Here is a 13,951-nt window from a genome sequence, read left to right on the forward strand (position 1 = left end):
GCGCATCGCGGGGCAACTATGAAACGGCGTTCTGTTTTATTGGATACGTGGTTTCACGTAGCCGTTGGCTGTGACGCGACAGCGTTCAGAGCTGCAGGGCCCGCTCCAGGAAGCCGGTCATCCCGAGGCGCTCGAACTCCCGTCCGGCGCGGTCCCGCGCCGCCTGCCAGCTGTCGTCCAGCCTCAGCTCGGCCTCCAGCAGCGCCGTCACGGCGGCCTCGTGCAGGGAGCTGCGTTGCTCGCCGGCGCCGCGCGCCAGGCCGAGATAGCGCTTGGCGCGCTCGCCGTCGCCCATGCGGGCGGCCAGGCGGGCGGTGGCACGGTAGGCCATGGCGCCGCCGATCCAGTCGTGCTGGCGGCCGCGCTTCAGCGCCAGCGCGACATGGTGGCGGGCGGCGCCAGCGTCGCCCTGGGTGGCCAGGATGTCGGCCAGCCAGCCGTGCTGGAAGCTGCTGTACAGGCCGCCGCCGCGCGGTGCCAGCCAGGCGGTGGCGTCGAGGATGTGCTGGCGGGCCGTCGGGTCGGCCTCCTGCATCCAGGCGCCATAGGCACCGGCCGCATGGCCCATGGCGCAGGTGAACATGCTGCGCACCTGGGCGCCGACGCGGTGGGCGACCAGGGCGGCCTCACGCGCCTCGGCCCAGCGGCCCTGCCACAGCAGCACGGCGGCACGCCAGCCCTGGATGCTGGCCTCGACGGCGTGGCTGCTGCCGTCGAAAGGCGTCAGGGCTTCGCCGAACAGCTCGTGGGCCTGCTCGAAATGGCCCTGGTCGCCCAGCACATAGGCACGGCAGCACAGCGAGAAGGACAGGCCGATCTGGTTGACGGCGCTCTTGCGGGCGCGGGCGCGCTGGCGGGCGATGGCCAGGTCCAGCATGGGCAGGGCGTTGGCGTAGTCGGCCGCGGCGGCCTGCAGCTGGCCGACGGTGCCGGGCAGCTGGGCCAGCAGCGCGTGGTCGCCGCAGTCCTGGGCCATCTCGACGGCAGCGCGCGCATGGCGCAGGCTGTCGCGCGTCTCGCCCAGCGCGTAGCCGACATAGGAGAGCCAGTATTCGGTGCGGGCGATCAGGCCGGTGTCACCGCTGGCCTTGGCCAGCGCGGCGGCATGCCTGAGCACGCGCAGGTCGTCCTGCGAGGCGTCAAACACGCAGGCCATGCCCAGGCGCTGGGCGATGCCGACCCAGCGGCGCTGGCGCGCGTCGTCGTCGGCCAGGAATTCCAGCGCGGCCAGCGCGGCGCGGAACTGCTTCTTGGCGCGGTCCAGGGCCGAAGCGGCCAGGGCCTGGTCGCCGGCGGCCTCGGCATGGTGGGCGGCGGCGGGCCAGTCGTTGGCGGCGGCGCCGTGGTAGGCCAGTTGCTCGTGCAGCTCGTTGCCGCCGTGGGCCGTCAGCTCGATGCTGATGCGCCGGTGCAGGGCCTGGCGTTCGTGCAGGCCGGTGGCCTCGTAGACGACGTCACGCGTGATGCCGTGCTTGAAGCGCAGATGGCCGGGGCGCTGGTCCGGGAAGATGAAGTCCTGGGCCGCCAGGGCCTGCACGTCCGGGTGCTGCTCGCCGCGGCCGGCCAGGGCCTGCAGCAGCCAGACCGGGATGACGTTGCCGATGACGGCGGCCAGGCGCACGAGCTGGGCCTGTTCGGGCGGCAGGCGGCCGACGCGCGACTCGACCAGCGCGGCCAGCCAGGCCGAGCTGCTCTGGCCCGCGACCAGGCCTTCGCCGGTGTCGGCCGCGGCGTGGCAGAGCTCCTCGATGAAGAGGGGGTTGCCGCCGGCATGGCGCTGCACCTCGGCGGCGATGAAGGGGTCGATCTGCGGCAGCAACTGCTGCACGGCGCGCGCCGCCTCGGTCTCGGTCAGCGGCGGCAGCTCGATGAGGTCGGCGTCGCCGTCGTTGGCGCCGGGCAGGGCGGGCTGAGGCCGACTGGCGGTCAGCAGCAGCAGCGGCAGCCCCTCGCGTTCGGCGCCGGCGCGCAGCCGGTGCAGCAGGCGCAGCGAGGCGTCGTCGGCCCATTGCAGGTCGTCGATGAAGACGAGCTGGGGCGTGCGCCGAGCCAGCGCGAGCAGCAGCGTCAGCAGGGCGTCGGCGCGCTGGCCGGCTTGGCTGTGCTGGGCGGCGAAGAGTTCAGGCGGCGCGTCGTGCAGGCCGTCCAGCCCGCGCAGCATCTGCAGGAAAGGCTGCAGTGGTTCGGCGCTGAGGTAGCTCTCGCAGTAGCCGCGATGGATCTGGCAGGCCTGATCTGCGGCGCGACGCAGGAATTCCTCGGTGAGGCGGGTCTTGCCCACGCCGGCGCCGGCGCGTATGCCCAGCCACAGCGTGTTGCCGTGCAGAGCGCGGGCGAGGGCGGCGTCCAGCGAAGTCAGCTCGGCCCCACGGCCGACAAAGGGCGCGAGGCCGCGGCGCACGCTGGCCTCGAAGCGCCGGCCCACGGGGGCGCGGCCGAAGACGCGGTAGGCGGCCAACGGCGTTGCGCGGCCGCGCAGCTGCAGCGAGAAGCGCGGGCCGGTGTCGAAGAACTGGCTCTGCAGGCCCAGGCTCTCTTCGCTGGCGATGATCTCGTCGCGCTTGGCGGCCTCGGACAGGCGGGCCGCGATATTGGGCGCGTTGCCGAGCAGCTCGAAGCGGCCGCGCATCTGGTCGCCCTCGTTGATGAGGACGATGCCGGCATGGATGCCGCTGTGCAGGGCCAGGCCGGGGAAGTCGGCCGGCCGCGGGCCGGGCGGCAGCAGCTCGCGCACGGCGGTGTGCAGCTCCAGCGCGGCCTCGGTGGCGCGGCGGCCGTCGTCCTCGCGCACCTCGGGGTGGCCGAAGACGGCCAGCATGCCGTCGCCCTGGATGCGGGCGATGACGCCGCCGTGGTGGGGCACGATGCGTTCGTACAGCGTGCGCAGGCCCGCCAGCATGGCCGCGTAGTGCTCGGCCTCCATCCACTCGGCCATGGCGGTGGAGCCGCTGAGGTCGGCAAACAGCAGGGTCAGCAGCCGGCGCTGGCCAACCGGCGCAGGAGGGGCAGCGAAAGGAGCGGAGGACTCGGTCACGGCGCTGGTCATCCTAGCCGCTGCACCCAGGGGGTGAACGCATGAACAGGCCGTTTGGGGTCAGGGCTCTACTGGTTTTGTAACCTCTGGACCTTCGTCAACCTTGCAGCGGCGCGAAATCGGTGTCCGCCACGGTGCGTGGCGCGTCCGGGGGCAGGTCTTCCTCGCGCAGGCCGAGGTAGATGGGCTCGCCGTTGCGGCGGTGGATGTTGATCTTGGCGTTGTAGACGCGGTGGATCAGCCCATGCTTGTCGGCCATCTGGTATTCGCTGATGCCCCACAGGCCGGTCGAGTCACGCCGGCCGGTCAGGTAGCAGGCGATCTCGTCGACCTCGGAGCCGGCCAGCTTCAGGCCATTCAGGCTGCGCAGCGGCGCGCGCGTGCGCTCGACGAAATCCAGGCTGTCGATGTGCACGTCTTCAGCGTTGGACTCATCGTGCATCAGCGTGTTGAACTTGCCGACCAGGATCTGGCCCGGCTCGGCGCGCTCGATCATGCGGGCCAGTTCGATGGTGACCTGGCCGACCAAATAGCTGAAGGAGGTCGGGTTGAGCCCTTCGGATTGGTAGAACTCGTAGTGCGAGCCGACGTGGAAGCAGGCGCGCAGCTTGGGCACCGATTCGGGCCGCGTCGCGCGCTCGCGGGCCAGCGCGTTGTCGGCCAGGATGAACTGCATCAGCTGGTAGAGCTCGACATTCGCCTCCACGCCGCGCATGCGGTTCCAGATGTAGAAGCCGTCACCCGTGGTGGTGCGGGCGAAGTTGATGTTGATCTCGCGGTCCAGCAGCTTGGCGTAGGCCGCATTCACCGAGCAGGACAGGCTGTTCAGCTGCACGACCTGCTGCAAGGGGGTCAGCAGCGAGAAGCCGACGGCGTCGAACAGGATGACGGCACGGTCCTCGACGAGGCGGATGCCATAGCGCGCCGCGATGGCCGCGATCAGCGGCAGGCCCAGGCCGCGCTCGGGGTTGAAGGGCAGGTCGATGAGCTTGGGCGCGACGCCCAGGGCGATGGCCACCGTATCGAAGGGCTGCTTCTCGAGGTGCTCCTGGTTGGACAGCAGCTTGTCCAGCAGGCGCGTGCGCCGCGCCACCTCGGCCGGCGGCGAGGTGCCGTCGCCCAGCGTGTACTCGGTCAGCATCTGGTGCGGCGCGACGAGCACGCGCAGGCCGCGGGCCTCGGGTGTCCAGGCGTAGATCAGGTTGTCACCCAGGCCCCACAACGTGTAGAGCGCCTGGTCGAGCAGGATGATGTTCTCGCGCAGTGCGGTTTCGCTCAGGCCGGCCGGGGCTGGATAAGCCATGAAGCCATCCAGCCAGGACCGGCGTTTGCGCAGCTCTTCTTTCACAAGCAGGCTCCAGTCAGAAGCCTGGATTGTCTTTCAGGCCGAGGCTACTGGCTTACCCCAAGCCGACTCGTCGGCACAGCGCGGGCCACCGGCCTGCTGCGCCGGCGACTCGGCTCGGTGATCGTGGGTCATCTGAATCGTCATGCGAGGACTCAGGCGCGGCGGGCGGTGATGGTCACGCGGGGCAGTTGGGCCACTTCGCGCACGGCATAACCGGTGACGACGACGCGCGGCAGTTGAGCGACTTGCTGCGTGGCCTTGCCGGTGATGACGACGCGGGGCAGCTTCTGCACTTCTTGCGGGGCGGCGCTGGCAGCGAAGGCGGTGAACGCGAAGGCGGCGACGGCGGCGGCTTGGATCAGGACGGTGGTCTTCATGATGCTTCCTTTCGGTGTCTGCACAGCGGGATTGCTGTGTCGATGGAAGCAGTTTCGTCACTGAGCCAGGTCGCCGCCACGCCGCTGCGATGAATCGCCAGACGCGGGCCGCGAGCTGCATGCGGCCGCGACAAACCGTCAGTTCTTCGGCGCCAGATGCTGGGCCAGGAAGGCTTCCATGCGGCGCATGTAGTCCTGCTGGTGCTCCCATTTGTAGAAGCCATGGCCTTCACCGGGATAGGACACCCACTCGGGGGGGCGGCCGGCGGCGGTCAGCGCGTCGCGCAGCTCGGTGCCATGGGCCAGGGGAACCCGTTCGTCCCGTTCGCCATACACAAGCAGCAGCGGTCCCTGCAGTTGGTCGACCCGGCTGATGGGCGAGTTGTTCCGCAGCAGGGCGGCATCGGCCCGGGCGTCACCCACATGTTTGGGAAGGTCGAAGCTCAGCGACTCCGCGGCGATGTCCGACCAGTGGCGCGAGGTCAGCTTGGTCAGGTCGGTCGGCGCCAGCGCTGCGACCGCGCAGCTGATGCCGCCGCGGGCCAGTCCCATCAACGCTGCATAGCCGCCATAGCTGGCGCCGACGATGCAGACGCGTTTGGGGTCGGCCAGGCCGCCCTTGACCGCCCAGGCCAGTGCATCGTCCAGGTCGTCCTGCATCTTCAGGCCCCATTGCTTGTCGCCGGCGCGCAGGTGGCGCTGGCCGTAGCCCGCGCTGCCACGGAAGTCGACCTCCAGCACGAGGTAGCCGCGCGAGGCCAGGAACTGCGCCTCTTCGTTCCAGGCCCAATGGTTGCCACGCACCCACGGGCCGCCATGCACCAGCAGCACGGTCGGCGCCGGGCCGGCGGTGCCGGGGTGGGTGACGACCATCGGCAGCCGCAGGCCGTCGCGTGCGGCGGTGCTGGCGGTCTGGCGCGGCCGACCCTCGGGGATCCACGGCATGGAGGCCGCCAGCGGGGTCAGCTGGCGGGTGGCGCGGTCAAAAAGGAAATAGCGCGGCGGGCGGCGATCGGTGATCGAGGTGACCAGCAGCGTCGGCACGGCCAGGCATCGCAGGCAGCGGATGGTGTTGGCCGCACCGGGCAGGCGGTTGTCGATCTCGGCCTGGGCTTCGGCCATCTCCTTGGAGTACCAGGCGGTCTGCGGCACGTCGGCCTCGAAGCTCACGCCAAGCAGTTCGTCGCTGTCCGCATCGCGAAGCAAGCGGGCATTGACGTCATGCGTGTTCGAGGCGGCGATGCGCGTGGTGGGCGCGTTCGGCGCCAGGCTGTCTGCCCGGTGCAGGGTGCGGCGGCCGTTCTCGTGGAGGCTCAGGTAGAGGCGCCCAGCGCGGTCGACGGCCAGGGGCCATCGGTCTGCTTCCCCATGCTCGGTCTCGTGCCAGAGCTTCCAACCTGCATCACCATCGCGCCAGAAGATGCGCACGCCGCCTCGACCATTGGTGCCGGCCGCGAAAGCCGGCTGGCCCGATGGAGTCAGGACCCAATGCGTCATGCCATCGGGTGCGCCTTCGGTCAACGGCCTACGTTTGCCGTCGGCGGCGTCCAGGCTCGCCAACTCGACGTAGGCGGGATAGCCCTGGCGATCGACAAGGGTGCGGCGCATGACAAGTTCACCGGGGCGATCCAGCGCGGGCGCCTGCAACAGGCTCCAGGTCGGCCCCAAGCGGCGGTTGATCTGCGGCCTGCTTCCGACGTCGTTACGGGTTGGGTATTGCGGGTGCTCGACCCATTGCTTGAAGCCGCTACCGTCGCGGTTCAGCGTCCACAGTCCAGAGTTGATCCACCGGCCCTCGCCGTCTACGCGCGGGCGCACCGTGAAAGCCAGGCGTTCGTTGTCCAGCCAGTGAATCTCGCGGATGTCCGCCTGGCCGAACGCCTTGATCGGCAGCGCTTCGCCGGGCTTGTCGGTGGCGATGACGGCCAGGCTGGTGGTTTTGCCGTCGGGATTGATGATGGCGGCCACATGGCGGCCATCGGGCGACAGCATCGGGTCGGAGAAGGCCGGCGGGCGCTGGAAGTCTTCGATGCTGGGCGGCGCCGCAGGGGCCGCCGAGGCGAGGGAGGTGGCGGCCAGCAGGGCCAGGGCGAGTGTGTTCATCATGGTTTGGCGGGAGCGCCGATGTGGCGAGACAGGAAGCGCTCGACGCGCCCCCAGAAATCTTCGTTGGTCTGCAGGTCGAACCAGCCGTGGCCTTCGTCGGGGTAGACCACCCATTCCAGCGGCTGGTCGGCGCGCAGGGCGGCCTTCATGTCGGTGCCGTGCTTGAGCGGCACGCGCGGATCCAGCGCGCCATAGGCCATCAGCAGCGGCAGCTTGACCTCGGCGGCCCGCTTCAGCGGCGAGGTGGCGCGCAGCTGCTCGGGGTCGTCGCCGATCAGCACGCCCATGCCGTAGCGCTTCAATTCCTCGCTGGCGTCGCTCCAGCTGATGCTGGACAGCAGGCCGATGTCGGTGACGCCGACCCAGTCGATGGCGCATTTGAAGAGGTCGGCCTGCTTGATGCTGGCCATCAGCGCTGCATAGCCGCCGTAGCTTGCGCCGGCGATGCAGACGCGCTTTGCATCGATCCAGCCCTGCTGGCGGGCGAAGGCCACGGTGTCGGCCAGGTCGTCCTGCATGGCCAGGCCCCATTGCTGCAGGCCGGCGGTGTAGTGGCGCGAGCCGTATCCGGTGCTGCCGCGGAATTCGGGCTCCAGCACGACATAGCCGCGACTGGCCAGGAACTGGGCCTGGGCCTCCCAGGGCCAGTGGGTGCCGCGCACATTGGGGCCGCCGTGGACGAGCACGACGGCCGGGCGCGCTGCGGGGTTGCCGGGCGGCTGGGTGACCAGCAGCGGGATCTCCAGGCCGTCGCGGGCCTTGAAGCGCACGACGTCGCGCTGGCCCATCTCGCGCAGCGGCAGGTCGGGCCGCCCGCCGGCCAGGGACTGCAGGCTCTTGTCGGCCGGCTTGTAGAGCCAGTAGCGCGGCGGCGTCTGGTCGGACAGGGAGGTGACGACGAGATGGGCGGCGTCCAGGCAGCGTTCGCATTCGATGCGGTTGACGGTGCCGGGCAGCTTGGCGTCGATGTCGGCCTGCCGGGCCTTCATCGTCGCGTCCAGCCACAGGGTGCCGGGCGCATCGGTCTCGTAGCGCAGGCCGAGCAGACGCTTGGCCACGGGGTCGAAGACCAGCTCGCCGCTGAAGTCATAGCCCTTGAAGCTGATCAGCGGCTCGGCCTCGGGCTTGCCGGTCTTGGCGTCGAGGCGGAACAGGGCCATGAAGCCCTCGTGGTTGGCTTCGACCAGAGTCTGGCCATCGGGCCCGAACCAGTAGGCGCTGAAGCCCTGGCGCAGATAGGCGGTGTCCTCGTACCAGAGCTTCCAGCTGCCGTCGGCCTGGCGCAGATAGCCCTTGATGCCGCCCTGGGCGCGGGCTTCGATGGCGCGCGGTTCGCCGCGCCAGTCCACCGTCCAGTCGACGACGCCGTCGGGCAAGCCCTGGTTGAGGTTGCGCGTGTAGCCGGTGCGGGTGTCCAGGCGCGCCAGCTGCATGCTGGTGCTCTCCTTCTCGTCGGCCCAGCGCAGGCGCTTGATGAGGATCTCGTCGCCACCTTCCGGCAGCGTGTCGAAGAAGCTCCAGTTGGCCTCCAGCCGCCGGTCATTGATGAGGCTGCTGCTGTTGCTGATCCATTGCTTGTCGCTGTTGATCAGCTGGCGGTATTTGCTGCCGTCGCGGTCCACGGCCCACAGGCCGGGCTTGAAGACGCGGGTGCTGCCGTCGGGCGAGTTGCTGACCTGGAAGACCAGCCGGTCCTCGTTGACCCACTGGTGCCGACCCACGTCGGCGTCATGGAAGCCGGCGACGACCTTGGGCGCGCCCAAGTTCTGCAGGTCGATGACGGCCAGCCAGACGCGGTCGCCCTTGCCCGCGACCAGCACGGCCAGGTAGCGGCCGCTCGGGCTGAGCCGGGGCTGGCTGACGGCCGGGCGCTTGAAGAAGGCCGTGATCGACGGCGGCTCGGCAGTGGCCGGTGGCGTGGCGAAGCCGAGTGCGCCGGCAAGGGTGAGCGCCAGCGTTCCAATCAGCGTCCTCATCGGGACCTCCCTGTCTGTGTTTGGACGCGCCGGATTGTGGCGGCCTATCATGTCCGGTTCGCTTGTGAAAACTGCCATGGCCCTCCCGGATTTGCCCCAATCGTCCGTTCCGCCCGAATCCAAGTTCATCCGCGTGCGTGGTGCGCGCACGCACAACCTGAAGAACATCGACGTCGACCTGCCGCGGCATGCGCTGGTCGTCATCACGGGGCTGTCGGGCTCGGGCAAGTCGTCGCTGGCCTTCGACACGCTCTATGCCGAGGGGCAACGGCGTTATGTCGAGAGCCTGTCCAGCTACGCGCGGCAGTTCCTGCAGCTGATGGACAAGCCCGATGTGGACATCATCGAGGGCCTGTCTCCCGCGATCTCCATCGAACAGAAGGCAACCTCGCACAACCCGCGCTCCACGGTCGGCACGGTCACCGAGATCCACGACTATCTGCGCCTGCTCTATGCCCGCGCCGGCACGCCCTTCTGCCCGGATCATGATCTGCCGCTGGAAGCCCAGTCCGTCAGCCAGATGGTGGACGCCGTGCTGGCCATGCCGGACGAGTCCAAGCTGATGCTGCTGGCGCCCGTCGTGCGCGACCGCAAGGGCGAGTTCGTCGATCTTTTCGGGGAGCTGCAGGCCCAGGGCTATGTGCGCTTTCGCGTCGACGGCGCCACCGTGGAGGCGCCCGACATCCCGGCGCTGAAGAAGGCCGAGAAGCACGACATCGACGTCGTCATCGACCGCATCAAGCTGCGCCATGACTCGGCCGACAGCCTGCGCCAGCGCCTCGCGGAGAGCTTCGAGGCCGCGCTGCGCCTGGCCGACGGGCGGGCGCTGGTGATGAATATGGACAGCGAGCAGACGACGCTGTTCTCCAGCAAGTTCGCCTGCCCGGTCTGCTCCTACTCGCTGCCCGAGCTGGAGCCGCGGCTGTTTTCCTTCAACTCGCCGGTGGGCGCCTGCCCGAGCTGCGAGGGCCTGGGCCAGGTCACCGTCTTCGACGCCGACCGCGTCGTTGCCTTCCCGACGCTGTCGCTCGCCAGCGGGGCCGTCAAGGGCTGGGACCGGCGCAACCCCTACACCTTCTCGCTGCTGGAGTCGGTCGCRGCGCACTACAAGTTCGACGTCGAGGCGCCCTGGGAGAACCTGCCCGCCAGCGCGCAGGAGGTGCTGCTGCGCGGCTCCGGCACCGAGGACATCAGCTTCGTCTACCAGGCCGAGACGGCCTCGGGCAAGAAGCGCTCGGTGAAGCGCCAGCATCCCTTCGAGGGCATCCTGCCGAACCTGCAGCGGCGCTTCAAGGAAACCGACTCGGCGGCGGTGCGCGAGGACCTGGCTCGCTACATGGCCGCCAAGCCTTGCGTTGCCTGCGAGGGCTCGCGGCTGCGGCGCGAGGCGCGCAACGTCGTGCTGCAGCCGGCCGACGCGCCGGTGGGCGTGCGCGGCCGGCCTATCTTCGAGGTCGAGCATTCGACGCTGCGCGAATGCCTGGACTACTTCGAGAGCCTGAAGCTCAAGGGCAACAAGGCCGAGATCGGCGACAAGGTCATTCGCGAGATCGCGTCGCGGCTGCGTTTCCTGAACGACGTCGGCCTGAACTACCTGAGCCTGGACCGCAGCGCCGAGACGCTGTCCGGCGGCGAGGCCCAGCGCATCCGCCTGGCCAGCCAGATCGGCTCGGGCCTCACCGGCGTCATGTATGTGCTGGACGAGCCCAGCATCGGCCTGCACCAGCGCGACAACGACAGGCTGATCGCGACGCTGCGGCGGCTGCGCGACCTGGGCAATTCGGTGCTGGTGGTGGAGCACGACGAGGACGCCATCCGCGCCGCCGACTGGGTGCTGGACCTCGGCCCCGGCGCCGGCGTGCATGGCGGCCAGGTCATGGCCCAGGGCACGCCTGATCAGGTGGCGGCCAACCCGAATTCATTGACAGGGCAGTATCTGAGCGGCACCGCGCGCATCGAGGTGCCCACCCGGCGCCACCCGGCGACCGAGGCGGTGATGCGCATCGTCAACGCGCGCGGCAACAACCTGAAGGGCGTGACGGTGGAGATCCCGGTCGGCCTCTTCACCTGCGTGACGGGTGTGTCGGGCTCGGGCAAGAGCACGCTCGTCAACGACACCTTGTACGCCGCCGTCGCCAAGAAGCTCTACCAGAGCCATGCCGACCCGGCTGCGCACGATGAGATCGAGGGCCTGGACGCTTTCGACAAGGTCATCAACGTCGACCAATCGCCCATCGGCCGCACGCCGCGCTCCAACCCGGCCACCTACACGGGCCTGTTCACGCCCATCCGCGAGCTGTTCGCCGAGATGAACACGGCGCGCGAACGCGGCTACGGCCCGGGGCGCTTCAGCTTCAACGTCGCCGGCGGCCGCTGCGAGGCCTGCCAGGGCGACGGCGTGCTGAAGGTGGAGATGCATTTCCTGCCCGACGTCTATGTGCCCTGCGATGTCTGCCAGGGCCGGCGCTACAACCGCGAGACGCTGGAGGTGCTCTACAAGGGCAAGAACATCACCCAGGTGCTGAACATGACGGTGGAGGACGCCTTCGAGCTGTTCAACGCCGTGCCGGCACTGGCGCGCAAGCTGCAGACGCTCTTGGACGTGGGCCTGGGCTATGTGAAGCTGGGCCAGAGCGCCACGACGCTGTCCGGCGGCGAGGCCCAGCGCGTCAAGCTGGCGCTGGAGCTGTCCAAGCGCGACACCGGCCGCACGCTGTACATCCTGGACGAACCCACTACCGGCCTGCACTTTGCCGACATCGCTCTGCTGATGAGGGTGCTGCACCAGCTGCGCGATGCGGGCAACACCATCGTCGTCATCGAGCACAACCTGGACGTCATCAAGACGGCCGACTGGCTCATCGACATGGGGCCCGAAGGCGGTGCCGGCGGCGGCACGCTGCTGGTGGCGGGCACGCCCGAGGACGTGGCGGCCTGCGAGGCCAGCCACACGGGGCGCTATCTGGCCCCTCTGCTGAGACGCTGATTTTTTGCGGGCCGAGCGCCGGGCCGCTCCCTAGCCGGCCCGCGTTGGGCGATGTGCTTGCGGCTCAATGCCGCGAGCATCGCCGTCCCCTCGGGGGACCGATCAGGCTCGCCCGCGTCCAGCAGGGCGAGGCCGGACGAGGGGCTTCAGCGCCTTTGGCGCGCCTTGAAGATGATGACGAGCAGGCCCAGGGCGATCATGGCCCAGGTGCCGGGCTCGGGCACGGCCGGCGTGTGGGGCAGGTCGACGGGGCCGTCGGCCGGGCGCACCGTGCCGGGCGGCAGCGAGGGCATGCCGATGTTGACGAGGCCGGGGCCGCCACCGGGGCTGGCGGGGCTGGGCGCGTTGCCGCCCGCCAGGATGCCGCCGCCCTGGGCAGGCGAGCCGCCCAGCGCCGGCACACCGGACGCGGTGGCAAAGCTGTCCGGCGCCGCAGCGGCCATCGGGCCGGCGGCCGGGGCTTCGAATTCCAGCGGCGCGGTCTCCTCGCCCTCGCGGGTCGATGAGGCGACGTTGCCGGCCTGGGCCGGCGCCACGGCGCGGGGCTTGTCCAGGCGGCGGATGCGGCTGACGTTGCGGCAGACGGTGGGCACGAGGATGCACTGGCCGTCTTCGCAGTAGACGAGGCCCCGCTCCTGGGTCGTCGCCGTCCATTGGGTGCGCGTCACCGTGCGGCAGACCGCGCCGGGGCCGAAGTGCATGTCGCGAATCTCGGGGGCGTAGGTCGCCTGGCCCTTGATGGCATCGCGCTCGATGACGGCGATGTCGTCATAGCTGCGCGCCTTCATGCGGGCCTTGAGCTTTTCGCGGGTGGCGGCCGGAATGTCCTGGTAGCGATCGACGGCCGCGACCACGTCACCCATGAACGGGTTGACGCCGGGGCGGTCCCAGCTGCACTGGGGCAGCGTGGAGCCGGCGGAAACGGCGAGGGCGAGGGTGGCGATCAGGGACATTTGCGGGCCCAGAAAAGGGTCGCGCCCGAACCAGGGCGCATGTCCCTAGTATTAGGGAGAGCTAGGGTTTGTCCGCGTTGAAGACCCGCAAAGCGGGGGTGTCCGGCGGGTGAGATAAATCACGAAGAGGGCTGAAAACGTTTGGCAGAGCGACCGGGCCAGTCCGGCCCGGCATTGCTGCTATCGTGCCCACCGCCTCCTGCTGTCCCCTGAACCCGCCATGACCGACCGCGCCGCGCCGCTGGTGCTTTACGTCGAAGACGACCGCATCCACCTGATCCTGATGGAGGAGGTGTTCCGGCTGCTGGAGGGCTGGGAGCTGCGCATGGTCGAGACGGGCGCTGAGGCCCTGGCGGCCCTGGCCGAACGCCGGCCGGCGCTGGTGCTGGTGGACATGAACCTGCCCGACATGACGGGCCTGGAGCTGCGGGCCCGCGTGGCCGCGGACGAAGGTCTGTCCGCCGCGCTGCAAGGCGTGCGCTGGGTCGCGCTGTCGGCCGACAACCCCGGCGCCGTCGTGCGCGCCGCCCGCGCGGCGGGCTTCGACGACTACTGGCTCAAGCCCATCGATGTGCCCGTCCTGCAAGCCGGATTACGCAAGCTGATTGGCTGAGCACGCGTCATCAATGACGCAGCTGCTGCGCCAATAAAAAAAGCCCGGCGAACCGGGCTTGTGTTGACGAGGCCGCTTGCGCGGCGTCGCTTCACTTCAGGTGGCTGTTGATCAGCTTGGTCATCTCGAACATGTCGGCCTTGGCCTTGCCGAAGATTTCCTTCAGCTTGGCGTCGGCGTTGATGACGCGCTTCTGCAGCTCATCCTGCAGCTTGTTCTTCTTGATGTACTCCCAGACCTTCTTGGTCACATCGGTGCGCGGCAGCGGGGCTGCGCCGACGATGGCCGCGAGAGCGGCGCTGGGGGTGAGGGCCTTCATGAAGGCGGCGTTGGGCGTGCGCTTCTTGGCGGGTGCTGCGGCCTTCTTGGCCGGAGCTGCCTTCTTCGCAGGTGCTGCGGCCTTCTTGGCCGGAGCTGCCTTCTTTGCTGCAGGCGCCTTTGCGGGCGCTGCTGCCTTCTTCGCCGGTGCAGCCTTCTTGGCCGGTGCCGCCGCCTTCTTCGCGGGCGCGGCCTTCTTCGCAGTTGCCATGTCGATTCACTCCATCAAAGGTTGTTGAT

The 13,951-nt window shown here is 69.4% G+C and carries 9 protein-coding genes; 2 read left to right on the forward strand and 7 right to left on the reverse strand.

The genetic code is table 11. The features are described 5' to 3' along the window. Window positions 1–85: 85 nt before the first annotated feature. From AC1D2H_RS12320 to AC1D2H_RS12340, 5 genes are all read right to left on the reverse strand, one after another. The gene (locus AC1D2H_RS12320; RefSeq protein WP_478011148.1) at window positions 86–3,046 is read right to left on the reverse strand and encodes an ATP-binding protein; all 2,961 of its coding nucleotides are present in this window, start codon (window positions 3,044–3,046) and stop codon (window positions 86–88) included. An 85-nt stretch (window positions 3,047–3,131) separates the two neighbouring features. Then, window positions 3,132–4,337, reverse strand: a complete 1,206-nt coding sequence (locus tag AC1D2H_RS12325; protein WP_477935640.1) for a hypothetical protein — start codon at window positions 4,335–4,337, stop codon at window positions 3,132–3,134. A 197-nt stretch (window positions 4,338–4,534) separates the two neighbouring features. Then, the gene (locus tag AC1D2H_RS12330) at window positions 4,535–4,759 is read right to left on the reverse strand and encodes a hypothetical protein (RefSeq protein ID WP_477935638.1); all 225 of its coding nucleotides are present in this window, start codon (window positions 4,757–4,759) and stop codon (window positions 4,535–4,537) included. A gap of 138 nt (window positions 4,760–4,897) precedes the next feature. Beyond that, window positions 4,898–6,862, reverse strand: a complete 1,965-nt coding sequence (locus tag AC1D2H_RS12335; RefSeq protein ID WP_478011149.1) for an alpha/beta hydrolase family protein — start codon at window positions 6,860–6,862, stop codon at window positions 4,898–4,900. Next, the gene (locus AC1D2H_RS12340) at window positions 6,862–8,841 is read right to left on the reverse strand and encodes an alpha/beta hydrolase family protein (RefSeq protein WP_478011150.1); all 1,980 of its coding nucleotides are present in this window, start codon (window positions 8,839–8,841) and stop codon (window positions 6,862–6,864) included. Before AC1D2H_RS12340 ends, AC1D2H_RS12335 begins: the two co-directional genes overlap by 1 nt. Before the next feature lie 76 nt (window positions 8,842–8,917). Between AC1D2H_RS12340 and uvrA the strand changes: the two genes are divergently transcribed. After that, window positions 8,918–11,827 carry an excinuclease ABC subunit UvrA gene (uvrA, locus tag AC1D2H_RS12345; protein WP_477935632.1) on the forward strand — a complete coding sequence of 970 codons (2,910 nt, stop codon included), beginning with the start codon at window positions 8,918–8,920 and terminating at the stop codon, window positions 11,825–11,827. A gap of 146 nt (window positions 11,828–11,973) precedes the next feature. Here uvrA and AC1D2H_RS12350 read toward each other — a convergent pair whose 3' ends face one another. Continuing rightward, on the reverse strand, window positions 11,974–12,780 hold the full coding sequence (locus tag AC1D2H_RS12350; RefSeq protein WP_477935630.1) for an MHFG family PEP-CTERM protein: 807 nt from the start codon (window positions 12,778–12,780) through the stop codon (window positions 11,974–11,976). A 220-nt stretch (window positions 12,781–13,000) separates the two neighbouring features. On the opposite strand from AC1D2H_RS12350, the gene AC1D2H_RS12355 reads away from it, so the two are divergent. Then, complete coding sequence (locus AC1D2H_RS12355; protein ID WP_477935628.1) at window positions 13,001–13,393, forward strand: response regulator; 393 nt, start codon at window positions 13,001–13,003, stop codon at window positions 13,391–13,393. 91 nt (window positions 13,394–13,484) lie between these two features. On the opposite strand, the gene AC1D2H_RS12360 is transcribed toward AC1D2H_RS12355, so the two are convergent. Further along, window positions 13,485–13,922: an SWIB/MDM2 domain-containing protein gene (locus AC1D2H_RS12360; RefSeq protein WP_056191416.1), complete on the reverse strand. Its 438-nt coding sequence runs from the start codon at window positions 13,920–13,922 to the stop codon at window positions 13,485–13,487. Between the last annotated feature and the right edge of the window lie 29 nt (window positions 13,923–13,951).

The sequence above is a fragment of the Roseateles sp. P1_C1_2 genome, from assembly GCF_056406535.1.